Below are 24,478 nucleotides of genomic sequence, written 5' to 3'. Positions count from 1 at the left end.
CTTTTGATAAGCGCCTTTTGTTTAGCAGAGATCCTCAATCATTACCTATATTGTGAGATCAATGAGATTATGGTTAATCGCAGTCAAAAAGAGCAAATTTTAAAGCAATTAGAGCGACATTATATCTCTCCGTTATCGCAGTTTCACATAGAGACTGAAGTGCTAAAAAGAGTGATGCTTGGGCGCCCCTTTAGAGTACAGATAGGGATGTTAGATAGTTGGCGGATTCAGCGCTTTTATCAGAAAATGCAACCATTCACTCAAGAGGATGCTTTAGCGCGACTTTGGTTATTTGATGAGTATTTAAAAAATAGTAAAAATTCTGTATTTGCGCATGATAGCACTTTAATTTTAGGGGATTCATTTCCCTATTTTGAGTGGCAACAGGCAGATCAAATGTATGGATTGAATCAGCTTTTAGGTATTGCAAGAATCTTCTATTTTTATAAAGGCAATGAAGAGAGTGTAGGGCAGTTTTGTGAATTTATGATACAAAAGGGTATTGCTAATCGGGCGGTGGTTGTAGGAGAGGTAGCAGAGAGTTTATTGAAAGATTTTGAAGCCGCTAATATTTTGTATATTACACATATTCCTAAGCCATTTTTTGAGAATATCGGTAAGGGGAGAGGTTTTACGAATCTTTTTAGCCAAGCAGCGGATATTTTATTGATGGATCGGCGAGGCTGTTATGTAAAAAGTTTTTCTAGGGCTGAATTTATTCGCCAAATCGATCACTTAATAGAGACTTACCTATAAGATTAAAGTCAGTGATTGGTTAAAGAGTAACATAACCTTTGATCTTATTTTTGTTGATAAAATCCTTGATCGCTCACAATTAAATCTTCAATCTCAAGCATCATTAAATCGGCTGTAATTTGGGAGGCATCAATATTAAGCAGTGCGACAAGTTGATTGATCGATTTAGCACTCTTTAGCAGCGCATAGAGCGCATGTTGCGGATGTTCTTTTGGTAATGATTTTTCAGCGGTCTTGTTGTGATTAATATTCTCGGTGGGATCTTTGCGTATACTATTTTTTTGCGGTGATTTTTGATGTCTCTTAGTGATGAACGTTTCGTTAGCTTGATCTTGATTTTTAAAAAGATCCGCTTGTCGCTCAGAATCGGTTGTTTCTACCCAACCAGATAGGGCGGTACGAATATCTATGGTCGATTCTACTAAAGCCGCTCCTTCCCTAATTAGCTGATGACAGCCTCTAGATTGCGGCTGATGAATAGAGCCTGGTATGGCAAAGACCTCACGGTTTTCTTCCATACTTAATCTCGCTGTAATTAAGGAGCCTGATTTTTGTGCCGCTTCAATGACTAATGTTCCAAGAGAAAGACCTGCAATAATTCTATTTCGGCGGGGAAAGTTCTGTGCTTTTGGCGGCATATGTAGCGGGTATTCACTAACTAAAGCGCCGCCCTTTTGGAGGATCTCTTCACTTAATGGCACGTGTGCTTTAGGGTAGATCTCATTTAAGCCAGTTCCTAATACTGCGATAGTGGGTTTTTCTATTTTAATGGTAGCGTGATGGGCCGCTTGATCAATGCCAAGCGCAAGACCACTAGTGACCGTTAATCCTGCTAAAGCAAGTTCTGTGGCAAAAAGATGGGTATTATAGAGCCCTTCTTCTGTCGGTTTTCTTGCACCTACAATGGCAATTTGAGGTGTTGAGAGAATTTCGACCTTACCTTTAATAAAGAGAATCATAGGCGGATCGTGAATCTCTTTTAAAAGGGGAGGATATTGTGGATCATGAAAGGTCATAATAAAATGATCCTTTGTTTCTTGCCATTGTAGGGCTTGGTTTACTTTGTCTTGATAATTTTTATAACGATACTGAGTGACAGAGGCTGGAATGCCGGCAGCTTGCCATTCTAAGTGATCGGCCTGAACGGCAGCTTCTGCTGATCCAAAGTGATCAATGAGTTGTCTAAAGCGTTTAGCGCCAATATAAGGTGTATAAAAGAGCGTGAGCCACGAATCTAACATTGAGAGTTTCCTTAGATTATTTCCATGCTATATTGAAAAAGGTCTGTATCAATAAATTAGAAGTTATGACTAATAAAATAAAACATTGATACAAAGTGAATTGAATCAACCTTTAATTATATGAAACGGAGTACAAAAATGGCGCAATTAGCTAAAACAGTATTTACAACAGCCTATGAAACACAAACAGAGGCGGTGGCATTGTCTGAGCTTAAAGCCGATCACATCGTGCTTTTCTTTTATCCAAAAGATAATACGCCAGGCTGTAGTAATGAGGTGCAAGATTTTAATCAGCTTTTAGCGGAATTTAAAGCGCTTAACTGTGCCGTATTAGGGGCTTCTCGTGATAGTAAAAATTCTCATATTAAATTTGTAGAGAAATTTGACCTGCAGTTCCCACTTCTTTCAGATCCTGATGAGACACTCTGTAAAGCTTTTGATGTGATTAAAGAGAAAAACATGTTCGGTAAGATCGGCTTTGGTATTGAGCGCAGTACATTTATTCTCAATAACAAAGGGGAGATTTTACAAGAATGGCGAAAAGTAAAAGTACCGGGGCATGCAGAGGAAGTATTAGCGGCAGTGAAGGCGCTTTAATTTGCCTTAAAGTAAGTTAAATTACCATTAGGGATAAATATTAATGCATAAAAAAGGATCACTTTTAAGTGATCCTTTGCTGTTTGTGAGCTATTGAGTACTTCGCTTTAGAAATGAATAAAAGGAATCCCTTTTAAGATCACTAAAAAAACAACCATAATTAAGATTAGGCTCGGAAATTCATTGAAGTAGCGGTAAAACTTATGACTATGTCTATTTTTATCATGCCTAAAAGCTAAAACATAGTGATAGCAAAAGTAGTGATAAATTAAGAGCAAAAAGACAAGCGTGAGTTTAAAGTGAAGCCAACCCATTTTCATTAAAGCCGGGTTTTTCATAATTAAAATGAGCCCAAAGATAATTGTTAGTGCTCCGCCAATGTTGGTCATGATCATCAGCTTTCTCTCCATTACTTTGAAGGTTTCGCTCGTATCAGGGCTCTTATTAGAGGCGTGATAGACAAAGATTCTCGGGAGATAAAAGAGCCCTGCAAACCAAGTCACCATAAAAATGATATGTAATGCTTTATAAACAAGATACGACATAATAAAACCTTATTGACTGCCTAATTTGGGAAATATGATTATATCAAAGAATCGGGCAGAAGGTCCCCTTGTGCAATGACGCGATATTAGCGATAATAGCTCGCAAATATTTTTATTACCTTTAAAGGATTGTTTCATGGTTTTTACCATTAAAAGACGACCTACAAGCCAAGTAATGGTGGGCAATATCGGAATTGGATCAGAGTATCCGATCCGTGTGCAATCGATGACGAACACCAATACAGAAGATGTAGATGCCACAGTTTCTCAAATTATTGAGCTTGCCGATGCAGGATCTGAATTAGTACGAGTGACGGTAAATACTGAAGCTGCGGCAAAAGCTGTACCGTTTATTGTCGAAAAGCTCGATACATTAGGCTATACAACGCCGGTTGTTGGGGATTTTCACTTTAATGGTCATCGTCTTTTACAGGCAGAGCCAGCTTGCGCTAAAGCGCTTGCTAAGCTACGGATTAATCCAGGAAATGTGGGGCGAGGCGCCCGTAAAGATGAGCAGTTTACGTTAATCGTGGAAGAAGCCTTAAAGCATCAAAAACCTGTCCGTATCGGCGTTAACTGGGGAAGCTTAGATCCTGAGGTTTTAAAGCGCCTATTAGATGAGAATTTAAAAAAGGCGATGCCTTTATCCAATGATGAATTGATGTGTGAAGCGATGATTGTTTCAGCGCTTGAAAGTATCGCTTTTGCAAAAGATATCGGAATGACAGATGAGAGTATTATTCTCTCTGTCAAAGTAAGTCAAAGCCAACAGCTCATTAAGGTTTATCAAGATATTGCGGGTAAAACAAATGTACCACTTCATTTAGGTTTAACAGAAGCGGGAATGGGGATGAAAGGAACGGTCGCTTCAGCGTCAGCCTTAGCCGTTCTGCTTCAGCAAGGCATTGGTGATACGATTCGTATCTCATTAACGCCAGAGCCCAATGCTCCGAGAACTGAAGAAGTATTAGTGGGGAAAGAGATTTTGCAAAGTCTTCAGATCCGCGCTTTTACGCCAAAAGTGGTTGCATGCCCAGGTTGTGGACGTACTAGTAGTGATGATTTCCAATATCTAGCACAAGAGATACAATCTTATATTGATAATAATATGCCCACTTGGAAAACAGAATATGATGGCGTTGAAAAGATGGTCGTTGCCGTCATGGGCTGTATTGTTAATGGCCCTGGCGAGTCAAAAATGGCTAATATTGGTATTAGCTTGCCGGGAAATGGGGAAAAACCTGTCGCGCCAGTTTATGTAGATGGTGAGCGCTCAGTAACATTAAAAGGCGAGAATATCGCTAATGAATTTAAACAGATAATAAACGAATATATTGATGGAAAATACAGAAAACAACAGTAATAGACCGCTTCGTGCGATTCGCTCATTTGTCAAAAGAGAAGGGCGCTTAACGAAAGGGCAAGAGCGTATCTTAGCAGAAAGTCCTTATCTTATTACGCATGATAAGGTTGATGGGCTTTGGGATCTTGATGCTTTATTTGGCCGCACTGGTACACCTCGAACTTTAGAGATCGGCTTTGGTGATGGTATGTCATTTTCTAATATGGCAGAAGCAGATCCTATGCGTGATTTCCTAGGGTTAGAAGTTCACCGCCCGGGGGTTGGTCGTCTTTTATTAGATGTGGAGGCGCGTGATTTAAAAAATATTCGTGCCATTGATTATGATGCGGTACATATTTTAAAAAATTGTATTCCCGATGGGAGTTTGGAATGTGTGCAAGTATTTTTCCCCGATCCTTGGCATAAGAAAAAACATAATAAGCGCCGTATTATTCAGCCAGAATTTGTTGCGCTTATTGCTCAAAAACTCCAAAAAGGTGGCAGACTCTGCTTAGCAACTGATTGGGAACCTTATGCTGAGCATATGATGGAAGTGATGCAAGCAGCGCCAGATTATGAAAATAGTGTGGAAGGATTTGTTGAAAATCCAACGCATCGTTTGCCAACAAAGTTTGAAGCGCGCGGGATTCGTTTAGGTCACGGTGTTTGGGATTTAGTCTTTTTAAAGAAATAGGCAAGGTCTAAATAGGTAAAGGTCTTTATTAAAGATTTCAAAAGCGGCGCGATAAAAAGTTACCGCTTTTTTCTTTTTTCATAAAGTACTTTTAAATGTTGCTTTGAAAGCGCTTTTGGAATCCAAATATAGCCAATTTGGTTTAAGGAACGCGATTTTAAAAGTAAAGCAGTGTAGAGTTTGTCAAATTAGCTTGCAAGATGCCGGATAGAACGATTCTTGCGCTTCTCATAACTGATATGCCGGCAATCTGATTCAATTGCTTTTAAATTGATTCTGCTATATCACTATAGCAAGTCTTCTATTGATCTTATTTCACTATTAATTTTTTTGCATTTAAATCAGCCTGTTTTGAACATAATTTCAATATTTCAAATATTATTGAAATATTGAAATTAAGTGTGCTACGCTACTAACAAGTAACATCCTCAATCGACAATAAGAGAACCATTATGGATAGTGATCGAGCAGCGATTATTTTTGAAGCTTTATCTTCAAAAGTGCGGCTACAAATTTTTAAGTTATTAGTACAACATGGAGATCAAGGTTTAGTTGCAGGTGATATTGCAGAAAAGCTTGATTTACCCAATACAAATCTCTCTTTTCATTTAAAAGCCCTCTATCATGCTGGCGTGATTAAGATGCAAAAAGAGGGAAGATTTGTACGTTATAGTATAAAAATGCCGGAAGTTTTTACCTTAATTAACTTTCTCTTAGATGCTTGTTGCGTAGAGTCGAGTGGTTGTTGTGATATTTCACCGAGTGATTATCCGCAATTAATGCAACTTTTTTCTAATGCTAAGCGTGTACAGTAGGTGAGTCAAAGATGATTTTAGCTTTAGTGATTTTTATAATAACAATTACCTTAGTCATTTGGCAGCCTAAAGGGCTGGGTATTGGCTATAGTGCAACCTTTGGGGCTATTATTGCGCTTATTTTTGGGGTCATTGAATTTTCAGATATTATAATTGTCTGGGATATTATCTGGAATGCTGTTTTAACATTTATTGCAATTATTATCATTAGCTTACTGTTAGATGAAGCTGGATTTTTTAAATGGGCTGCGCTCCATATTGCACATTTTGGTGGTGGCAGTGGGCGCAAGCTCTTTCTTTTGATGATTTTACTTGGTGCAGTAATTTCAGCTTTTTTCGCAAATGATGGAGCTGCGCTTATTTTAACGCCCATTGTAATGGCGATCTTAGTGCAGCTAGGGATTAGTCGCGCGTCGACATTGGCATTTGTGATGGGAGCTGGCTTTATTGCAGATAGTGCAAGCTTACCTTTAACTGTCTCTAACTTAGTGAATATCGTCTCTGCTGATTATTACAATATTAGTTTTGGGGAATATGCATCCGTGATGATTCCTGTAAATATGGTCTCGATTATTGCGACATTAATGGTGCTTTATCTCTTTTATCGTAAAGATCTCGCTTTTCAATATCCTGCTAAGCAGATCTATTTGACAGCAAAACCGCAATCAGCCATTAAAGATTACCGGACATTTATCGCAGGTTGGATAGTGTTAGTATTGCTATTAATCGGATTTTTTATCTCCGATATGATTAATGTTCCTGTTAGTGCAATTGCCGGCATTGGCGCTTGTACCTTGTTATTGATTGCACGCCAACAAAAGATTATTAATGTTAAAAAGGTGATCGTTTCTGCGCCATGGCAAATTGTGATTTTTTCATTAGGAATGTATTTGGTGGTGTTCGGACTACGTAATGCTGGCATTATGGATTATTTAATATTGATGTTGAATAAGCTCTCAGATCACGGGGTTTGGAGCGGGGCAATAGGCACAGGATTTATCTCGGCAGCGCTTTCTTCAGTGATGAATAATCTTCCCACTGTCTTAATCGGTGTATTATCGATAGATGCTTCAACAGCTTCAGGATTAACAAAAGAAGCGATGATTTATGCGAATGTTATTGGTAGTGATTTAGGGCCTAAAATTACGCCGATAGGAAGTTTAGCAACATTACTATGGCTTCACGTATTAGCGACTAAGAATATGAAAATTACTTGGGGCTACTATTTTAGGGTAGGTATAGTTTTAACATTGCCGGTGTTATTTGTAACTTTAAGTGCGCTGGTGCTGCGTTTGACGTTTTTTTAATCATAGAGGTTATTAAAATGGCGTAATAAGCGATTCAAAAAGGGCTAACGATTTATCATTAGCCCTTTTAATAATTTTGTCATAACTTAACAGCAAATTTTTTGCTATTTCTCTTTAGCAGCAATGATTTTTTCTTTCACTAATTCCGGTGCACCATAAAAGATATTATCAATATACCAACGTTTTTTTAAAAGCTCTGTCTGTACATAGACCTCATCATCAATCTCTTTGCCAAGACAGGATTTAGCAATCGGTGAATTAATAGATGAATAATCTTGATGATGCGCAATCTCATCAGCACCAACGATACGAAAGAAGAGTGTATTATCTTCATCATCAACTAATTTTACCCAAGCGCCAAAGAAGACTTTCCCTTCTTGTTGTGGTGAATAAGGGACAGGGCGAAGAACTTCTAATCGCTTACGAAGATGCCGAACTCGTCGATCAATTTCTCTAAGTTTTTGTTTATTAAATTGATAATCCGCATTTTCAGAACGATCGCCTAATCCTGCGGCCCAAGTCACTTTTTGTGTGATCTCAGGGCGTTCTATGCGCCATAAAAAATCGAGTTCTTTTTGTAGAATCTCCATCCCTTCTTGCGTAATAAGGTTAATCCCCATGTTTTATTAATCCTTTTTATCTTTATTTGTTGATCTCAATAAAGAGTCTTATTCCAACAAGTAACGACTTACTTCTTACGGTTATTTTTTCTTGGACGATTGCGATTATTATTGTTGTTATTACTGCTGTTGCTACGTCTATTTTGAGGTTGCGAGTTACTATTACCGTTTTGGTTAAATCCTTGAGTGATATTTTGCAAGAAGTTACCATTTGTTGATTGACCAATACCGCCAGGGGTATTAAAGGCATCGCGTCCACGACGGCGATTTTCTCTAGCGATATTGGCTTCAAATGATCCTGCTTCAAAAGGTAGGCGGTTGTGATTCACAATCTCATCTTGGTTAGCACTAAAGAAATCGCTCTGGCTATCCCCAAACTCCTGATTTCCCTCATTTTGTGAGCTATTTGCTGCTTGTTCTTGTCTTCTACGATTATTACGTGGTTTATTGTCACGGCGATCATTATTACGTTCATTACGCTGATCATTACGATTTTGACGGCCTTGATTACGACGATTGTTTCGGCGATCACGAGGATTATCTTCTTTTTCGTTCTCACTTTCTTGAGGAGAGGTTTCTTCCACAGCTGTTGCATCAGGTGTTTCTGAGATATTTTCAGCCTCTACTGTCTGCGCTTTATCGTGTTTAGGCTTTGGTTTATTGTCGCGCTTTTTAGGGGGCTTAATATCAATCTCTTCAATAGGTAGATTAAGATCAGGGTACTCTTCTAATAATGCTTGCACCCATGCTCTATCATTCTCTGTTGAGATTGAGATAAAGTGCTGCGGCTTAAAGTTTGTTTGGACAAAATTTAAGCGCTCTGCATATTCTGAATATACCGTTGGGAAATCTAAGAAAATAACCGCATCACATTTTTGAATTTTTGCAGCAAGTTCCTCTACCACTCGGTGCATTAAAATCATTGCTGTAAACTGACCATCGTTATAGCGATCAAAAAGGCTTGTTGCAGTTTCATCATCAATTTTTTCGTGAACAACGCGGCTACGAATACGAGCACGATAGAGATATTTTTCTAATAATCTCGCTGATTGACGATTGTGGGTAACGATTAAGACATGTTGTAGATTATGTTCACGGATGTAATCACGAATATATTGGCGTTGTACATTTCTGGCAACTACCGCAATAAATGCAGAAGGGTCAGCGGTCTCGATAGCTTTTTCATCTTCAATACTCTGATTTTGATCTTTTTTGGTCGTTGCTTTTTTAGCAGGCTCTTTGATAGACGCTTCCTCGTCTTTTTTATCAGTAGCTTCTACTTTTTTCTTAGAGTCTTTTAATGCTTTAAGCTCTTTTTCTGTTTTTTCAGTCACGTCCTCTTGAACGTTCTCTTTTTGTTTGGCTTTTTCTTGAGACTTGCCTAAAGAGATTTTGGCGCCTTTAGGTTTAATTGTCTCTAAAGGATTCACCGCCTCAACTGGCGATATTGCTGAGGTAATACTTTGGAAATCAGTAAAGAGAATTAGGGCTTTATGATCTTCATTGAAGAGTGTTTTATAACTCTCATGATCCATTAAGTATTGTGTGAGAAATTCAGGCGCAACTTTTTGATCAAAAGTAATGGTATCAAATTCAGTAAGTGGCATTTTTTCATGGCATGCCTCATTGACTAAAAAGAGCGAGAACGGGGCAATAATGATATTGGTATCAAGAGCTATATCTGTATTAATTTTGTGAGGTAAAATTGCTTCAATAGTAAGATCAGGATTCGCTTCTTGAAGAAACATTTGAACAAAAATAGCATCACTAATATGGTACGTTACAATGAGCTGCTTTTGAGTAGTATCTTGAGACGTTAGTTGAGAAATTTGACTCAGTAGCTCTAGCGCAGGAGGCGTATTAGAGAAGTTTATAGGTTCTTTATTGCGCAAGATTTCTTTCGCTGCCACGGATAAATCGTTCCAACGTGTCAATATCGTTTCTTTCATAGAATTCATTTAAGTCTGTTTTTTATAATATATTCAGTATCAAAAAGAGAATATTGATGATGTTCTTATTCTCGTTCAATTAGTTAATCATTTAAAATTATATATATGGTGAAGCAAATTATTATAGTAGAAGTTTTAGTAGGGTCGCATAGCGTTGCATAGGCGTTATTTTAATATATGCATCAAAGGCGCTATGAGATCAGTAATGTTTCTTAAGGTGGACAAGGCTAAATGAGGATTTAGCAAATTAAATACTTTTCGTCTTTTGAATACTTAAGAAGTTAGATACTTTACTATATTTTCAATCTTCGATAACGCTTTATAATTTACCATGATAAGGGTAAAATGCAAAGCTCGCATGATGAAATTATGCTACAGTGACACAGTTATTATATATAGAACATGGGAAAGGATCGATAAGATTATGAAGCGTATCTATTTTTGGCTAAAAATTGCGGTTTGGGTGCTGATTTTTGCAGTCGTATTTATTGTCTTCTATGTTAACCGTGATAGCCAGGTCTCTTTTAATTATCTTATTGGCGATGCGACCTTAAATACCTCTCTTTTTATCTGCGTTATTTTTATGATAGGAGCACTCTTTACGATTGGGGTTTTAGCACTTTTAAATATCTCCCGTGTTTTTAGCAATATGGGGTTAAAAAATTCTGTAAAACGTCTTGAGAAAGAGAATGCAGAATTAAAAAGAAAGACCCATGTCTTATAATGATCGTTGTCAGATAACGCTTTTAGTAAGAGGCATCAATTGGCGATCGCTTTGGTCTATGGATGGTGATTTACACGAAGTGGTGGTTTTGCACTAATTTATGTTTGAATATATTTGGCTTCTTTTACCATTAGGACTTTTGATTGGTTGGCTGGCAGCTAAGCGAGATAATGTCAAAAAACAGAAGATGCTACGCTATCTTAATCTTCGTTATTTTATTGAAGAGAGCCAAGAGGTTGATGATCAGCTTTTAACATTACCACCTGATTATGATGCTGATAACCTTAATTTCAGCTTAATGTTAGGGGATGTTTTTAGAAAACGTGGAGAGATTGATAAAGCGATAAATCTTCATGAATACCTAATTAAAGAGGCACCGACTAAAGCTTTAACAGAGAAAGTTTATCTCTCCCTTGCTGAAGATTATTTAGCCGCAGGGATGCTCGATCGTGGGGAGAGTACCTTACGATTACTATTAGAATCTGAAAATTATAAAAAAGTAGCACTTCTCAAGCTTAGTAAAGTCTATAAACAACAACGCGAATGGTTACAAAGCATTGCGATGTTGGAGCAGGTAACCCCTTTAACAGAAGATCTATTAGCTGAAATGGCGCATCTTTATTGTGAGCTAGCAGAAGAAGAGCTGTTATTACAAGATCCGCCTAATTTAGATCGTTTAACGCTCTGGCTTGATAAAGCTTTGTTAGCCGATAATGATTGCGCGAGAGCTAATTTAATACGAGCTTATGCCCTTTATTATTATGAAAATTTTGAGGCCTCTTTAGAATCTTTAATGTTAATAGAGGGTCAAAGAACCGAGCTATTGCCGGTGATTACGCCGATGGTTTATGAATTATCATCTCGTAATAAGCGCCCTGAATATTTTTACGAGTGGTTAGAGAGAGCCATTATCGTGAATGATCATATTGTGTTAAAAGCATGGAAAACACACTATTTGATTCTTAATGAATCGTTTGAGGCGGGGGTTGAGTATTTACAATCAGTATTGAAAAAAGAGAGTAATCTTTATGGTTTGATGCTGCTTAATAAATTACAAAAATATCAACAAGAGCGCACCGATGCGATTTTGGTTGAGAAAACTTTTAGAGAAATGTTAGACCAATATGCCCAGTTTCGTTGTGAATCATGTGGCTATACCACAAAAGCGATGCAGTGGAGCTGCCCAAGCTGTTTTGAGTGGAATCGCTCAATTCCTGTAACGGATATCGTGGCGCTTAAAGTAAAGCATTAAGATCTGTGTTAATAGCGAGAGATAACCTTATCACCGAGGATTATCACTTTTAAGTTTTATGGTGCTATTTGGCGAGATGCTCTTAAATTTTTACAAAAATTTGATTAAGCTAATGAATTATCCGGTCCTTTTATTTTATCGGTGTATAATATGCGCCTAATAGTTCCTCTAGGATTTTAATGTAGATCCTTTGAGCTAAAATTTTCCTCATTTCTTTTCATCTAGAGACCCATCAACTCCATGAAAGACCAACTTTTATATCATCTTGAAGATAAGCCTCCTTTTGGTATCTCCCTCCTTCTTGCCGCTCAACATCTCCTTGCCGCTTTAGGCGGTATTATTGCTGTTCCTTTAGTGATTGGTAGCGCACTTGGATTAAGTGGCGCAGAAAAAATCGCGTTAGTAAATGCCGCACTTTTAGTCTCAGGTGCTGTGACGTTTGTACAATCAAGAGGTATTGGCCCAATAGGTTTGAGATTACCTGCAGTTATGGGGACAAGTTTTACCTTTGTTGCCTCAGCTATTGCAATTGGTAATAGTGAATATGGGGTTGCCGGCATTTTAGGCTCTTCATTAGTCGCTTCACTTGTGATGATTATTGGTAGTTTCTTTATGCCGCAAATCCGTAAGCTATTTCCACCTGTGGTTACAGGAACGGTTGTGGCGATGATTGGGTTAAGCCTACTGCCAGTTGGGCTTGACTGGTTTGCTGGTGGCCAGGTTGGAAGCACACAATATGCTTCGGCTTCTAATCTTTTAGTAGCATTTTTTGTCCTTTTTGTGGTGATTGCTTTAACACAATGGGGAAGAGGGATTTTTGCTTCCGCTTCAATCGTTATTGGAATGGTTGTCGGCTATATTGCTGTAATTGTTTTAGAGAAAGGTTTTGGACTTGAACTAGGCTTAATTAATTTTTCTGGTATTGAAGAAGCACCTGTATTCGCCCTTCCAAAACTCTTTGAATACGGTTTTGCATTTCCAATTTCCGGTATTATTGGGATGAGTATTGCCTACCTTGTCACCATTGTTGAATCAAGTGGGAACTTTTTAGCACTAGGTGAAGCAACACAGACGAAAGTATCTGGCAAACGCATGAAGAGCGGAATCCTGTGTGAAGGTTTAGGTTCTGCTTTTGCGGCATTAATGTCGACAACACCATTTTCAACTTTTGCGCAAAATATCGGTATTATCTCTTTAACAGGGGTTGCTAGCCGCTTTGTTGTTGCGATGGCGGGTGTTTTATTAGTGCTTGCCGGGATCTTCCCAATTTTTGGGGCATTAGTTGTTTCAATTCCGCTACCTGTATTGGGAGGCGCGGGATTGATGATGTTTGCAATGATTATTACAGCCGGTATTCAAGTACTTGGCCGTGTGGAGATTAATAAACGTAATGGTCTTGTCATCTCTGTATCACTTGGTTTGGGCTTAATGGTCACCATGCGCCCTGAAGTATTGAATGATTTACCAGAGTTTATTCAAGTCATCTTTAAGTCAGGAATTACAGTTGGTTCACTCTCAGCGCTTATCTTAAATCTTATTTTGCCAGGGCGTGAAATCGTTCAAGATGAAGAGTAATGATAAATCGTCATTAAAACTTATAAATAGTTAAAAATGATACATCTATTGATGTTTATCTACTGTTATTTAAACGAATACATTGCCAAAAAGCGAAAGATAATCATGATCTTTCGCTTTTTTATTCAAAGATTAATCGGCTATTAAAAGTGTATTAAAAGAGGTGTTTATAATGAAGATAGCGATCGTTGGGCCATCAGGTGTTGGGAAAAGTACAATTGCAGCAGCACTTGGAAGCCATTATGCAATAAAAGCTTATGAGTTTGATGCTATCTATTGGGATTTAACGCAAGATAATTATGTGAAGAATCAAGAAGAAGTCATGAGTCATCAAATCACGCTGATCCTAAAGCAAAATGAATGGATCATGGAAGGCGCATATGATAGACGGATGATGGCATTTTTTGAGGCTTCTTCTGTGATTTTTCGGGTAAAAACTCCGTATTCGCGTATAGTTTTTCGTTTAGTTAAACGGTATCTTTTGGCTAAATTGACCAAGAAAAAGCCTATAGAGAGCTGGAAAAACACAATTGAATTATTAAAGTTTTCTAAAAAATTTGAGGCTCGCTTAGATCACTTTTTTGAGGAAAACCCCGTCTTTTTGAATAAGTTAGTCGTTGTGGCGGATGCGGCAGAATGTATTGAGACAATTGATAATTTAGATTGCTGTGGACTTTAATCAGGTAATTTTTGTTTAATTCGTTAAAATGAAAAGGTGATGATAAAAGTTAATGGATGGGAGGAAGTTATGAAACAATTGATTTTAAGCGCTTTACTAGTAGGTTTTGGGGTGACCGCACAAGCCCAAACGGATGATGCGAGTTTTACAGAAATTCCTTTTCAGCAAGCCTTAGAGCAAGGGGATTATAGTTATTATGTGGGATCTCAAATTTTAGAGGGAACACTCTACTATGAGCCTAGCTCTCTTTTTGGCTATCGCTTTGAGTTTGATATTGCGGAAAAAGATCTAACAAAGATACCTGTATTAATTGGTAATCCTGATAAGGGACAAAATAGTCGTTTTGTTTTGAATAAACACTTTAAAATGACGCCGCAAGAAACTGCAAGAGCGGCTGTTTATCTCGGCATTAAAACAGACTTAAATGATCCAAAGTTTGAAGAAAAAGGATGCGCCGTTACAGGGCCTATTAAGGTGCAAGCAACATCTATTGGTTATTTTGGACCTAAAACAGCAGAAGGGTACGCGAGTATTGATGCGCTTCGGGTTTTATCATCCGGCCCATTTGAAGTTGAGTGTAAAGAGTAACGATAAGCCTTTATAGTTTTTTCCTAAACTATAATAATCATAACCCTCTTTAAATGCCGGCAATATATGCAGTTTTTTAAAGGGGGTAAGGAATCTATTGCAGATTAAATTTAGGAATACTTACTGCTCTGTCTGTGTTTTTTGATCGTTGGTATAGTAGAGAACACCAAGTTTAATTGAATCTCTACCACGGCTTCTACGGAATTTATTTGTATCTCGTAGTGAGTAAGCACAACCACAATACTCTTGTTGGTAGAACTCTTCGCGCTTACTGATTTCGATCATTCTTGCAGAGCCGCCGCCTTTACGCCAGTTATAATCCCAGTAGGTTAATCCTGGGTATTTATCAGCCGCGCGAACGCCACAATCATTAATCTGGTTCATATCTTTCCAGCGAGAGATGCCAAGTGAGCTTGTCATCACATCAAAGCCATTTTCATAAGCATAAAGTGCTGATCTTTCAAAGCGCATATCAAAACACATGGTGCAACGAATACCACGCTCAGGCTCCATCTCCATTCCTTTTGCGCGCTCGAACCAGTTATCACGATCATAGTCTGCATCAATAAAAGGAATGCCAAATTTCTCGGCAAAGCGGATATTCTCTTCCTTGCGGATCTCATACTCTTTTAAGGGGTGAATATTGGGATTATAGAAGTAGATTGTAAAATCTATCCCTGAAGCAACCATCGCTTCCATCACTTCGCCGGAGCAAGGGGCACAACAAGAGTGGAGTAATAATTTTTTTCCATCATTGGGAAGCGTTAGTTTTTCACGAACAAATTCTTGCATAATCTCCATTCCTTGTGAGTTATTGTAATGATTTTCTATCCTTATGGAGAGAAATTATAGAGAGGGCGCTAACGAATAGCTACCTTTGCGTGTAATTTCTGATCATTTTTTTGGTAAGAGGTTATTTGGTAATAGGATGTAGATCTTGAAACTCCGGTAATAGATCATCACGCTTTGTATCAAGATCTCGCTCTAAAATAACAGGCCCTGATTGTTTCTCGCCTAAGAAGTCATTTGGATTGCGAAGCGGACAGCTATCCATCGATAAGCAGCCGCAACCAATGCAGCTATCAAGCTCATCTCGAAGACGAATCAGATAAGTGATTCTTGCATCTAAATCCTCTCGCCATGAAGAGGAGATCTTCTGCCAAGCATCAACATTGAGTTTTGCATCTTCAGGATATTCACCTAATGTTCTTTTCACATCCGCTAGCGAGATGCCGGTAAGCTGCGCAATTTTAATAATGGCGATATATCGTAAGACATAAGAGCGAAAGCGGCGATGATTGGCAGCATTTCGGGTACTTTTGATTAATCCTTTCTCTTCATAAAAGTGAATGGTAGAGATGGGAACGCCACTTCTTTCAGAAACCTCTCCAATCGTCATGAGCCGATTTGTATCATATTTGGTGGTTGCCATAATTTCCCCTTCTTAAATAGTTTAATGCTCCCTAAATATCTCATTTTTGATGCTTGACCTCAAGTTAAGTTGAGGTTTTATACTTCCCAGCAATTATCACAAGTTCATTTAAGAGGCATTTCAGGAAGTTAACTTCTATGAAATCAATATTTAAACATAAGGAAATAGGGAAATGAATCAGGTAAATCAGCTTCATGAAGCGAAAAAGTCTGCATCACAAAAAGGTGTTCAGTCTAAAAGAGGCAAGAATCTTCTGATAATTGCCATTATGGGAGTTATTGCTATTGGCGGATATAATTTAAAAGGTTATCTGCTGGCTAAGGAGGGTGGATGGGCTTATCCGCCGGCAAAGGTCGCACTTTTTGATGCGCAGTATTATCAGCTTCCTAATCTCTTTGAGGGGGTTGGGGAATTAGAAGCTATTAATGAAGTATGGATTGCTTCCGAAGTTTCGGGGCGTGTTGAGTCGATCAATTTTGAATCAGGGGAAGTTGTTCAAAAGGGGCAATTATTAGTCCAGCTCAATGATCAGCGAGAAAAGAGTGAACGGGCAAGATTAGTTGCTGAGCGCCATTATATTGAAACGCAAGTAAAGCGTTATGAGCGTTTAGTGAAAGAGAAAGCGGTAGATGTCTCTAAATATGATGAGGCTTATTCTCAATTAATGCAGATCGATGCCTCTCTTGCCAATATAGATGCCGCAATTGCCGAAAAAGCGATTCGTGCACCATTTTCAGGAACGATTGGTATTAAGCAAGTTCATCTTGGCGATATTATTAATCCGGGACAAAAACTCACAACTTTAGTGGATGGGTCTGAGTTTCGTGCAAACTTTACCTTAGATGAAAAGTATGCGGAATTTTTAACCGTAGATCAGCCCGCTGAGCTCTATATTAGCGCTTTAAATCGCTCCTATCCGGCAAAAGTATCCGCCATTGATCCCTTAATTAGTAATGCACGTTTAATCTCTGTGCAAGCGACGGTTATTGCGAGAAATTCAGCAGAAAAAGATATTGCAGAAATTTACCCAGAACTTAAAAGCGGTATGTTTGTCAAAGCGTTTGTAGAAGGGGAAGCAATTGATGCGCTCTTAATCCCGGAAACGGCATTAACTTATACGATTTATGGTAGCTCTGTGTTAGTGATGCAAAAAAATGAAGATGGCTCTGAGCAAGTGAAAGCCGTGCGTGTTGAGATTGGGGAGAAACAGCGAGGTTTTGTTGAAATTACAAAGGGCATCAATGCCGGTGAAAAGGTTGTCATTTCAGGGCAGCATAAGCTTGGTGATGGCGCCTTTGTCGAGGTAGTTGAGAGCGATACTTTATCCTTTGAAGTGCCGCAATTTGCTATTAGTAACATGGCAACGCAGTAAAAGATCAGACTGATCAAGTTAGTTAGATCAATAGGAAAAAATATGAAATTTACAGATCTTTTTATAGCAAGACCCATCTTATCACTTGCAATCAGCTTATTGATGGTGATGATTGGGATTTTTGCATTTAATAAATTACCCATTCGCCAATATCCTTTATTAGAAAGTTCAACGATTACGGTTTCAACGAGTTATCCCGGCGCTTCTGCGGAGATGATCCAAGGGTTTATCACCCAACCGATCTCTCATGCGGTCTCATCAGTTGAAGGAATTGATTATCTTACCTCAACATCAACCGATGGTATGAGCGTTGTCACGGCAAGAATGTTACTCAATCAAGATTCAAGCATTGCATTAACTGAAGCGATGGCAAAAGTGAATCAGATTCGTTATAAATTGCCGAAAGAAGCGTATGACCCTGTGATTGAAAGAACGGCAGGGGATTCAACGGCAGTGGCTTACGTTGCTTTTTCTGGCGCCGAGATTCCGGCATCTGAGATGACAGAATATATCTCGCGCGTTGTTGAGCCGCTTTTTTCTGGGATTCCAGGCGTTGCTAAGCTTACCGTTTACGGCGGGCAAGAGTTATCGATGCGAATTTGGGTGGACGTTGATAAACTCACCGGGCGAAATTTAACCGCATCAGATCTCTCAAGAGCATTGCTTCGTAATAACTATCAAGCAACGCCCGGGAGAATAGATGGCGAATATGTGATTACCAATATTCGGGTTAATAGTGATTTAGGCTCTCTTAAAGAGTTTGAGGAACTTGTGATTACTCAAGATGAAACGGGGGTATCGAGATTAAAAGATGTCGCTGTTGTAGAGCTCACTTCAGCCTCTACAGATACGAGCGCATTTCATGATGGGACTTCTGCGGTTTATTTAGGATTTTTCCCGACGCCAAGTGCGAACCCTCTTGTCATTGTTGATGGCATTAAAAAGCTATTACCGGCAATTGAGAAGACTTTGCCGGCCGGTGCGGCGGTTAATCTCTCTTTTGAAACAGCCCGTTTTATTGATGCTTCGATTAATGCCGTGATTCAAACGCTCTTTGAAACATTGGTGATTGTCGTTTTAGTAATTTATCTCTGTTTAGGATCTTTTAGAAGTGTATTGATTCCGGTTGCAACGATTCCGTTATCGATGCTTGGCGCTGCAGGATTGATGTATCTATTTGGTTTTTCGGTGAATTTATTAACGCTCCTTGCCATGATTTTAGCAATAGGGCTTGTGGTTGATGATGCGATTGTTGTTGTGGAGAATATTCATCGGCATATTGATGAAGGAAAATCTCCAGTAGCAGCTTCCATTATCGCTGCAAGAGAAGTTGTGGGACCTGTGATCGCCATGACCATTACGCTTGCCGCTGTTTATGCACCGATTGGTTTTATGGGCGGATTAACGGGCTCACTCTTTAAAGAGTTTGCATTAACGCTCGCGGGATCTGTGTTAGTTTCTGGCGTGATAGCTTTAACCTTATCGCCGGTGATGAGCTCTTATCTTTTAAAGCCACAAAGTGATGCTGGTAAAATGGCTAAATTGGCAGATAAATTCTTTACGGCATTTGCCAATGGTTATGAAAAGTTACTACGAGGTTCTTTGAACTATAAAATGGTGACGAGCATGATGATTATTGCAATCGTGGCTTCAATTCCTTATCTCTATCAAAGTGCTGAGAAAGAGTTAGCGCCGATGGAAGATCAGGCAAACTTACTAACAGCCGTTAAAGGGCCGCAACATAGTAATTTAGCGTATACCGAGAAATTTAATTTAAAGCTGGAAGAGATCTTTAGATCGATTCCAGAAACAGAAAGTAGCTGGATCATTAATGGCGGCGCACTTCCTTCTAGTAGCATCGGGGGAATTATTCTTCATGAGTGGGATAAACGAAGTAGATCCGCAGCTGAGGTGCAATCTGAGCTACAAGCGCGCGTCAATGATGTAGAAGGAAGCTCGATCTTCGTCTTTCAACTAGCGGCGCTTCCAGGATCATCGGGCGGATTGCCGGTGCAATTAGTACTAAGAACGCCGGGGGATTATGAGAGCCTTTATAATGAGATCGAAGCGCTAAAAGCGAAAGCATGGGAGAGCGGTTTATTTGTCGTGGTAGATAGTAATCTTTACTATAATAATCCCGTAGTGGAGATTGAGATTGACCGCCTTAAAGCCGCCTCTTTAGGGGTTTCTTTGCAGGAGATTGGCGATTCACTCTCTATTTTAGTGGGGGAGAATTATATCAACCGCTTTGGCATGGAAGGGCGCGCTTATGATGTGATTCCTCAAAGTATGCCAGATCAGCGAGATGTGGTTTCTAAACTCAATTCACACTATGTTCGGGGAATGAGTGGCGATCTGATTCCGCTTTCAACACTCATTAATATCCATGAGAAAGTCGAGCCGAATCAGCTAGGGCAATTTAATCAGCAAAATGCGGCAACGTTAGAAGCTATTTTAGCGCCCGATATCACAATGGGCGAAGCGGTGACTTTTCTGGAAGGTCTAATGGCAGACTTGCCTGCTGAATTTAGCCATGATTGGCAATCTGATTCGCGCCAATTTACGCAAGAGGGCAATGCGTTAGTCTATGCCTTCATGGCCGCGATTATGATGATCTTCTTAGTGTTAGCGGCGCAGTATGAATCGGTAAAAGATGCCTTTATTATTTTGATGACGGTTCCTCTCTCAATCTTCGGGGCATTACTACCATTAGCTTTGGGTTTTGCGAGCCTCAATATCTATACCCAGATCGGGCTTGTGACGCTAATTGGGCTGATTAGTAAGCATGGAATTTTAATTGTGGAGTTTGCCAATAACCTACAAGAAGAGGGGTTATCAAAGCTCAACGCCATTATCGAATCGACAAAAATTCGTCTTCGCCCGGTGATTATGACAACTGCAGCCTTAGTCTTTGGGTTAATTCCTCTGCTTTTTGCAAGTGGCGCCGGCGCGGTAAGCCGCTCAGGATTAGGACTGGTGATTATTACCGGTATGTTAATCGGTACGATCTTTACGCTATTTGTCTTACCATTGATTTATCTGTGGTTAGGTAGGGATTTGCAAAATAGTGGTGAAAACTACCGACAGATGGAGATTGATAAGGTTTTAAAAAGTCATTAGTCAGATGGGTTAACTACATAGCGTTAATTAAATAGCCAACTTATAAGCTTAAGACAAAAAAACTGCCTAGCGTTCTCCTCCTTTTCGCTAGGCTTTTTATTGTTTGTACTAAAGCTCCAATCGATTTTAATTGACAGTTTTTTTATCTTCATTTATGATTCTCTAAAATTAATACGTATACTTACTATATTTTGGAAAGTTATTAATGTTAGACCAAAAATACCAAACATTTATTGCCTTAACAGGGAATAAGGAGGCGCAGGAGCTCAATAATCTTGCGCTTTGCATGAAGCTCTTATCAACCACTAAAGTGATCGATCGATCCTGTGCTGAGAGATTGGAGAAATATCAATTATCGGAGTCTAGATTATTAGTTTTAACGTTACTTCAGAAAAAAGGGACGTTATCACCGCTTGAGATCGCTGAGTTTTGCGGCGTTTCAAAAGGATCGATGACCCAACAACTGAATGCTCTTTTTAAAGATCAATTAATTGAAAAAGAGAGCGTGCCGGAAGATAGACGTAAATATGCCGTGAGCTTAACGGCGAAAGGCGAAATGGTGATAGCTGAAGCGCTAAAGGAGCATACGGCTTGGATAGAAGCGATAGCTTCTCCTTTAACGGATGAAGAAAAGAGCCAATTAAACCTACTTTTAGACAAAATTACCCATAATGTTATTCATAATTTTTAAATGCGCTAAGGATAAACAATGAAACTCGAACAAAAATTACAAGCGATACAAAAAGATCTAGCAACACAAGTGCCGGCAGAGATTTTAGCAGCCTTTGGGGAGAGCCTACAATCATTAATGGCTTCTAATATTGCTGATAAAGCGCTTAAAGTGGGGGATATGGCTCCTAATTTTGAGATAGAGCTTGATGGTAAAATGACAGATCTTGCAAGCTTATTAGAAAATGGCACAGTCGTTCTTAACTTCTTTCGAGGCAATTGGTGCCCATTTTGCATGGCAGAGCTTGAAGCTTATCAAACGCTTTTTTCAGAATCCGCAAAAGAGATGAACGCATCGCAGTTTCTCTTTATCTCTCCGCAAAAAAAGCGCTTTAATGATCAATTGAAGGAAGCTCAAGGATTAAATCACCAGTTTGTTACCGATGCCGATAATGAGAAAGCGCAAAAGTTTGGTTTAGTATTTCAGTTGGAATCTTCTATTCAAGAGATCTATAAAGCTATTGGCGCAGATTTAAACGAGTTTAATGGTGATGATTCTTTTAAATTGCCGATACCCGCAACTTATATTATTGAGCCAACTGGGAAAATCAGTTATGCCTTCGTGGATGCTAATTATATGATGCGGGCGGAGCCCAAGATTGTTTTACCAATAATTGCATAATTTTTGTGCTTTCTCTTAATTGTTGATCGCTACGTAATTATCGGCTTTATGATCAATCTCTTAGAGATTTTGAGGTATGGTATTGATAGTAAAGATGCTTCGTTGTTGATTGCGTAGATAATTCTAACTTGATAGGGTTTAACTATGAACTTATGCCAGTCAAGTTTAAGGATTATAATGAAACTGCAGCCAAAATTAGTCGTGATTTTATCATTGGTGGTTTTAAGGTTTTTTGTGAAATTAAAGCCACTTTTTCAGTCATTGCCGATGGTTATTTTGATGATGACATCATTAAGCATCGCAAGTGAACGCAGCTATATTGATAGTCATGTTCATTTAGTCGATTTTTTTCAAGATTCAGAGGGCATTCCGGCATTAATTGACAATATGGATCAAGGCAATATCAGTCATAGCGTCATTATGGGTATTCCGGTGGCAAAGCAGTGGCATGAAGATGAGCCACAAAAACCTCGCTACTATGCTGGAGATGATGCGCCCGTTTATTGGTATAGCGCAACCGATTTTTTAGTCTATGATGCAGTGACTCAAGCATCACCTAAGAATCAGGCACGTTTAATTCCTTTTATTACAGGATTTAATCCTAATGATAAACATGCAGCAAAGTATATTCGTCAGTTATTAGAGCGTCATCCTGATTTCTGGCAAGGCATTGGTGAAGTTTTTACGCGTCACGATGATTTAACGGCATTGATGATGGATGTGCCGCCAAGAGTGAACAATGAAGCGATGATGAAAGTGTATCAAGTAGCGCAAGAGTATCAGTTGCCGGTGGTGCTTCACAGCAATATCACTTCAAAGCGCGAGCGTCTTCCGATATATGAAGAGGAGTTAACGGATGCGTTAAGTGAATATCCTAAAGTAAACTTTATCTGGGCGCATGCCGGCACAAGTCAAGCGATTCACCGGCAACAAGGCTATTTAACATTCTTACATACTTTAGTTTCAGAGCTACTAGCAGATTATCCTAATCTTTATATAGATCTCTCTTGGACGATGTTAGATGAGTATCTATTATTGAAAAATGGAGAACCTAATCCAAAATGGGTTGATTTAGTAACGCAATATCCTAATCGCTTTGTTTTAGGATCAGATGTAGTTGGAAAATTTGACTCTCAACCTAGAATTATTCAAGACTTTAATAAGTTTTTACAAGCATTGCCGGCACCTGTTGCAAAGAAAGTTGCCTCTGACAATATATTGGCATTATTACCCAATTATTCGAAAAAGGCGGAGATTCAGTAAGTATCATGCAGGCTAAAATTAGTGTTTAGGATGAAGGGGTTAAGTTTAAGATATTGAACTAAAAGTTCTATTTTAAGGTAATGCTAAGATTTCTTTGCGATAATGATTCACTTGTTAATCAAAGTTGAGTCATTATGAATAATTGGACACCTGAAGAGTTTTTAACAGAATACCACCTTCCGATTGATACTTTTAGCCGTACTAAAATTCAGTGGGAAGATCTGTTAGAGATCGGTAAGCACCATGAATCACAAGATCGTGAGTTGTCGATTGCGGCATCTCATATAGCGTCAAAATTACTCTTAAATAAACATATGCATTCAGTGCGCTGGCGGATAAAAGATCCAGAGCATTTGATGGCAAAAATTTTAAGAAAACAACTGCAACAATCTGCAAAATACCAAGATATTACGGTAGAGAATTACGCCAATATTATTACCGACTTAATCGGGATTCGGGTATTACATCTTTTTAAAGATGATGCGTTAATGCTCGATAATTATATTCGTGAAAAATATCATTTTTATGAAACGCCAACCTATTTTTATCGCTTAGGGGATGATACGAGCTACCTTCCTGATAGTCAGTTTGTTAAAAAAGAGCATGATGTTGGCTATCGATCTATCCACTATATTATCGAAACAGGTGATAAGGATGATCGAGTTTATACAGAGATTCAGATGCGTACACTGTTTGAAGAGGGTTGGAGCGAGATTGATCATATCATACGTTATCCTAATCTCTCTGATGATCCGGATATTGAGCATTTTTTAAAGCTCTTTAATAGCTCAGCCTCTTTTGCAGATGAGATGGCAAATTCCATCAGAATCATTAAAAAACTTAAGATGCATAAAGAGAAGCAGACTCAAGGGTTTATTAATCAGTTTGTGGCGATGAAGTTAGAAATTGAAGCGCACGATGATGAGATTGATAAGCAATTTAGGCAGATGGAAGAAGCCCCTAATTTAGAGAACTTACAAGCATTGCGTGATGCTGTGTATAAACTGAAAGAGCATCGCCGGCATTATGCTGATGATTTTATGAAGCTGTTAGATATTTCGCCATCGAATGTCGTTTATTATCAGGTTTCAAATGATGTTGTTTCTGATCGCTATATTAAGGGGAATGCCATTATTCCGCTTTGCCGGGAATGCCTTGGTGACTTTAGAATTATCGCGGTAGGGGAAGAGAGCCATGCACCTTGCTATAATTGTGGGCAAGAGGCGGCGATAGAAAATAAGGAGTAGACTATCATC

At 38.8% G+C, this 24,478-nt stretch carries 23 protein-coding genes; 17 read left to right on the top strand and 6 right to left on the bottom strand.

Going from position 1 to position 24,478, the window contains the following annotated elements:
- Nucleotides 1-69: 69 nt before the first annotated feature.
- Nucleotides 70-756, top strand: coding sequence for a hypothetical protein (locus MMG00_RS05840; protein WP_242152744.1), 687 nt, complete (start codon nucleotides 70-72; stop codon nucleotides 754-756).
- 44 nt (nucleotides 757-800) lie between these two features.
- Here MMG00_RS05840 and dprA read toward each other — a convergent pair whose 3' ends face one another.
- Nucleotides 801-1,997 carry a DNA-processing protein DprA gene (dprA, locus tag MMG00_RS05835; RefSeq protein WP_242152741.1) on the bottom strand — a complete coding sequence of 399 codons (1,197 nt, stop codon included), beginning with the start codon at nucleotides 1,995-1,997 and terminating at the stop codon, nucleotides 801-803.
- Nucleotides 1,998-2,135: 138 nt separating this feature from the next.
- Between dprA and MMG00_RS05830 the strand changes: the two genes are divergently transcribed.
- Nucleotides 2,136-2,594 (top strand): peroxiredoxin, encoded by a 459-nt coding sequence (locus tag MMG00_RS05830; RefSeq protein ID WP_242152738.1) that lies wholly within the window; start codon nucleotides 2,136-2,138, stop codon nucleotides 2,592-2,594.
- A 107-nt stretch (nucleotides 2,595-2,701) separates the two neighbouring features.
- Here MMG00_RS05830 and hemJ read toward each other — a convergent pair whose 3' ends face one another.
- Nucleotides 2,702-3,139 (bottom strand): protoporphyrinogen oxidase HemJ, encoded by a 438-nt coding sequence (gene hemJ / locus MMG00_RS05825; protein ID WP_242152735.1) that lies wholly within the window; start codon nucleotides 3,137-3,139, stop codon nucleotides 2,702-2,704.
- 136 nt (nucleotides 3,140-3,275) lie between these two features.
- On the opposite strand from hemJ, the gene ispG reads away from it, so the two are divergent.
- The 4 genes from ispG to MMG00_RS05805 all read left to right on the top strand — a co-directional run bounded on the left by ispG (nucleotide 3,276) and on the right by MMG00_RS05805 (nucleotide 7,297).
- Entirely contained in the window at nucleotides 3,276-4,502 is a 1,227-nt protein-coding gene (gene ispG / locus MMG00_RS05820; protein WP_242152732.1) for a flavodoxin-dependent (E)-4-hydroxy-3-methylbut-2-enyl-diphosphate synthase, read from the top strand.
- Nucleotides 4,477-5,175 carry a tRNA (guanosine(46)-N7)-methyltransferase TrmB gene (trmB, locus tag MMG00_RS05815; protein ID WP_242152729.1) on the top strand — a complete coding sequence of 233 codons (699 nt, stop codon included), beginning with the start codon at nucleotides 4,477-4,479 and terminating at the stop codon, nucleotides 5,173-5,175. The genes ispG and trmB overlap by 26 nt, the downstream gene beginning before the upstream one ends.
- Before the next feature lie 452 nt (nucleotides 5,176-5,627).
- On the top strand, nucleotides 5,628-5,990 hold the full coding sequence (locus MMG00_RS05810) for an ArsR/SmtB family transcription factor (RefSeq protein WP_242152726.1): 363 nt from the start codon (nucleotides 5,628-5,630) through the stop codon (nucleotides 5,988-5,990).
- An 11-nt stretch (nucleotides 5,991-6,001) separates the two neighbouring features.
- Complete coding sequence (locus MMG00_RS05805; RefSeq protein WP_242152723.1) at nucleotides 6,002-7,297, top strand: arsenic transporter; 1,296 nt, start codon at nucleotides 6,002-6,004, stop codon at nucleotides 7,295-7,297.
- 104 nt (nucleotides 7,298-7,401) lie between these two features.
- Here the strand turns inward: MMG00_RS05805 and greB are convergent, their stop codons facing one another.
- Together greB and MMG00_RS05795 are read right to left on the bottom strand one after the other, a co-directional pair.
- Nucleotides 7,402-7,917: a transcription elongation factor GreB gene (greB, locus tag MMG00_RS05800; protein WP_242152720.1), complete on the bottom strand. Its 516-nt coding sequence runs from the start codon at nucleotides 7,915-7,917 to the stop codon at nucleotides 7,402-7,404.
- Between the two features lie 68 nt (nucleotides 7,918-7,985).
- Nucleotides 7,986-9,851 (bottom strand): hypothetical protein, encoded by a 1,866-nt coding sequence (locus MMG00_RS05795; RefSeq protein ID WP_242152717.1) that lies wholly within the window; start codon nucleotides 9,849-9,851, stop codon nucleotides 7,986-7,988.
- 439 nt (nucleotides 9,852-10,290) lie between these two features.
- Between MMG00_RS05795 and MMG00_RS05790 the strand changes: the two genes are divergently transcribed.
- The 5 genes from MMG00_RS05790 to MMG00_RS05770 all read left to right on the top strand — a co-directional run bounded on the left by MMG00_RS05790 (nucleotide 10,291) and on the right by MMG00_RS05770 (nucleotide 14,684).
- Entirely contained in the window at nucleotides 10,291-10,590 is a 300-nt protein-coding gene (locus MMG00_RS05790) for a lipopolysaccharide assembly protein LapA domain-containing protein (RefSeq protein WP_242152713.1), read from the top strand.
- Between the two features lie 100 nt (nucleotides 10,591-10,690).
- Nucleotides 10,691-11,842 (top strand): hypothetical protein, encoded by a 1,152-nt coding sequence (locus MMG00_RS05785; RefSeq protein WP_242152711.1) that lies wholly within the window; start codon nucleotides 10,691-10,693, stop codon nucleotides 11,840-11,842.
- Between the two features lie 240 nt (nucleotides 11,843-12,082).
- Entirely contained in the window at nucleotides 12,083-13,417 is a 1,335-nt protein-coding gene (locus tag MMG00_RS05780) for a nucleobase:cation symporter-2 family protein (protein ID WP_242152708.1), read from the top strand.
- A 172-nt stretch (nucleotides 13,418-13,589) separates the two neighbouring features.
- On the top strand, nucleotides 13,590-14,096 hold the full coding sequence (locus MMG00_RS05775; RefSeq protein ID WP_242152706.1) for a P-loop NTPase family protein: 507 nt from the start codon (nucleotides 13,590-13,592) through the stop codon (nucleotides 14,094-14,096).
- A gap of 69 nt (nucleotides 14,097-14,165) precedes the next feature.
- On the top strand, nucleotides 14,166-14,684 hold the full coding sequence (locus MMG00_RS05770) for a hypothetical protein (RefSeq protein ID WP_242152703.1): 519 nt from the start codon (nucleotides 14,166-14,168) through the stop codon (nucleotides 14,682-14,684).
- 120 nt (nucleotides 14,685-14,804) lie between these two features.
- On the opposite strand, the gene MMG00_RS05765 is transcribed toward MMG00_RS05770, so the two are convergent.
- Nucleotides 14,805-15,476 (bottom strand): epoxyqueuosine reductase QueH, encoded by a 672-nt coding sequence (locus tag MMG00_RS05765; RefSeq protein WP_242152701.1) that lies wholly within the window; start codon nucleotides 15,474-15,476, stop codon nucleotides 14,805-14,807.
- A gap of 121 nt (nucleotides 15,477-15,597) precedes the next feature.
- Nucleotides 15,598-16,116 (bottom strand): redox-sensitive transcriptional activator SoxR, encoded by a 519-nt coding sequence (gene soxR / locus MMG00_RS05760; RefSeq protein ID WP_242152699.1) that lies wholly within the window; start codon nucleotides 16,114-16,116, stop codon nucleotides 15,598-15,600.
- A 172-nt stretch (nucleotides 16,117-16,288) separates the two neighbouring features.
- Between soxR and MMG00_RS05755 the strand changes: the two genes are divergently transcribed.
- The 6 genes from MMG00_RS05755 to MMG00_RS05730 all read left to right on the top strand — a co-directional run bounded on the left by MMG00_RS05755 (nucleotide 16,289) and on the right by MMG00_RS05730 (nucleotide 24,469).
- A complete protein-coding gene (locus MMG00_RS05755) occupies nucleotides 16,289-17,488 on the top strand; it encodes an efflux RND transporter periplasmic adaptor subunit (RefSeq protein WP_242152696.1) in 1,200 nt (399 codons plus the stop codon).
- Between the two features lie 42 nt (nucleotides 17,489-17,530).
- Nucleotides 17,531-20,608: an efflux RND transporter permease subunit gene (locus MMG00_RS05750; protein WP_242152693.1), complete on the top strand. Its 3,078-nt coding sequence runs from the start codon at nucleotides 17,531-17,533 to the stop codon at nucleotides 20,606-20,608.
- Nucleotides 20,609-20,813: 205 nt separating this feature from the next.
- Nucleotides 20,814-21,299: a MarR family winged helix-turn-helix transcriptional regulator gene (locus tag MMG00_RS05745; RefSeq protein WP_242152690.1), complete on the top strand. Its 486-nt coding sequence runs from the start codon at nucleotides 20,814-20,816 to the stop codon at nucleotides 21,297-21,299.
- Nucleotides 21,300-21,317: 18 nt separating this feature from the next.
- Nucleotides 21,318-21,959, top strand: a complete 642-nt coding sequence (locus MMG00_RS05740) for a peroxiredoxin-like family protein (protein ID WP_242152687.1) — start codon at nucleotides 21,318-21,320, stop codon at nucleotides 21,957-21,959.
- A gap of 177 nt (nucleotides 21,960-22,136) precedes the next feature.
- Nucleotides 22,137-23,222 (top strand): amidohydrolase family protein, encoded by a 1,086-nt coding sequence (locus MMG00_RS05735; RefSeq protein WP_242152684.1) that lies wholly within the window; start codon nucleotides 22,137-22,139, stop codon nucleotides 23,220-23,222.
- A 134-nt stretch (nucleotides 23,223-23,356) separates the two neighbouring features.
- Entirely contained in the window at nucleotides 23,357-24,469 is a 1,113-nt protein-coding gene (locus MMG00_RS05730; protein WP_242152681.1) for a RelA/SpoT-related domain-containing protein, read from the top strand.
- Nucleotides 24,470-24,478: the final 9 nt, after the last annotated feature.

This window comes from Ignatzschineria rhizosphaerae, assembly GCF_022655595.1.
Lineage (GTDB): Bacteria > Pseudomonadota > Gammaproteobacteria > Cardiobacteriales > Wohlfahrtiimonadaceae > Ignatzschineria > Ignatzschineria rhizosphaerae.
The sequence above is the reverse complement of the archived record's forward strand: the minus strand, read 5'-3'. Positions and strand labels throughout refer to the sequence as shown.

Excerpts from the sequence above, each read along its gene's own strand:
- dprA (WP_242152741.1), bottom strand. The coding sequence starts at position 1,997 with ATGTTAGATTCGTGGCTCACGCTCTTTTATACACCTTATATTGGCGCT.
- MMG00_RS05730 (WP_242152681.1), top strand. The coding sequence starts at position 23,357 with ATGAATAATTGGACACCTGAAGAGTTTTTAACAGAATACCACCTTCCG.
- MMG00_RS05765 (WP_242152701.1), bottom strand. The coding sequence starts at position 15,476 with ATGCAAGAATTTGTTCGTGAAAAACTAACGCTTCCCAATGATGGAAAA.
- MMG00_RS05805 (WP_242152723.1), top strand. The coding sequence starts at position 6,002 with ATGATTTTAGCTTTAGTGATTTTTATAATAACAATTACCTTAGTCATT.
- MMG00_RS05830 (WP_242152738.1), top strand. The coding sequence starts at position 2,136 with ATGGCGCAATTAGCTAAAACAGTATTTACAACAGCCTATGAAACACAA.
- MMG00_RS05840 (WP_242152744.1), top strand. The coding sequence starts at position 70 with ATGGTTAATCGCAGTCAAAAAGAGCAAATTTTAAAGCAATTAGAGCGA.
- MMG00_RS05780 (WP_242152708.1), top strand. The coding sequence starts at position 12,083 with ATGAAAGACCAACTTTTATATCATCTTGAAGATAAGCCTCCTTTTGGT.
- MMG00_RS05785 (WP_242152711.1), top strand. The coding sequence starts at position 10,691 with ATGTTTGAATATATTTGGCTTCTTTTACCATTAGGACTTTTGATTGGT.
- soxR (WP_242152699.1), bottom strand. The coding sequence starts at position 16,116 with ATGGCAACCACCAAATATGATACAAATCGGCTCATGACGATTGGAGAG.
- greB (WP_242152720.1), bottom strand. The coding sequence starts at position 7,917 with ATGGGGATTAACCTTATTACGCAAGAAGGGATGGAGATTCTACAAAAA.
- MMG00_RS05745 (WP_242152690.1), top strand. The coding sequence starts at position 20,814 with ATGTTAGACCAAAAATACCAAACATTTATTGCCTTAACAGGGAATAAG.
- MMG00_RS05770 (WP_242152703.1), top strand. The coding sequence starts at position 14,166 with ATGAAACAATTGATTTTAAGCGCTTTACTAGTAGGTTTTGGGGTGACC.
- trmB (WP_242152729.1), top strand. The coding sequence starts at position 4,477 with ATGGAAAATACAGAAAACAACAGTAATAGACCGCTTCGTGCGATTCGC.
- MMG00_RS05775 (WP_242152706.1), top strand. The coding sequence starts at position 13,590 with ATGAAGATAGCGATCGTTGGGCCATCAGGTGTTGGGAAAAGTACAATT.
- MMG00_RS05735 (WP_242152684.1), top strand. The coding sequence starts at position 22,137 with ATGAAACTGCAGCCAAAATTAGTCGTGATTTTATCATTGGTGGTTTTA.
- MMG00_RS05790 (WP_242152713.1), top strand. The coding sequence starts at position 10,291 with ATGAAGCGTATCTATTTTTGGCTAAAAATTGCGGTTTGGGTGCTGATT.
- ispG (WP_242152732.1), top strand. The coding sequence starts at position 3,276 with ATGGTTTTTACCATTAAAAGACGACCTACAAGCCAAGTAATGGTGGGC.
- MMG00_RS05810 (WP_242152726.1), top strand. The coding sequence starts at position 5,628 with ATGGATAGTGATCGAGCAGCGATTATTTTTGAAGCTTTATCTTCAAAA.
- hemJ (WP_242152735.1), bottom strand. The coding sequence starts at position 3,139 with ATGTCGTATCTTGTTTATAAAGCATTACATATCATTTTTATGGTGACT.
- MMG00_RS05740 (WP_242152687.1), top strand. The coding sequence starts at position 21,318 with ATGAAACTCGAACAAAAATTACAAGCGATACAAAAAGATCTAGCAACA.
- MMG00_RS05750 (WP_242152693.1), top strand. The coding sequence starts at position 17,531 with ATGAAATTTACAGATCTTTTTATAGCAAGACCCATCTTATCACTTGCA.
- MMG00_RS05755 (WP_242152696.1), top strand. The coding sequence starts at position 16,289 with ATGAATCAGGTAAATCAGCTTCATGAAGCGAAAAAGTCTGCATCACAA.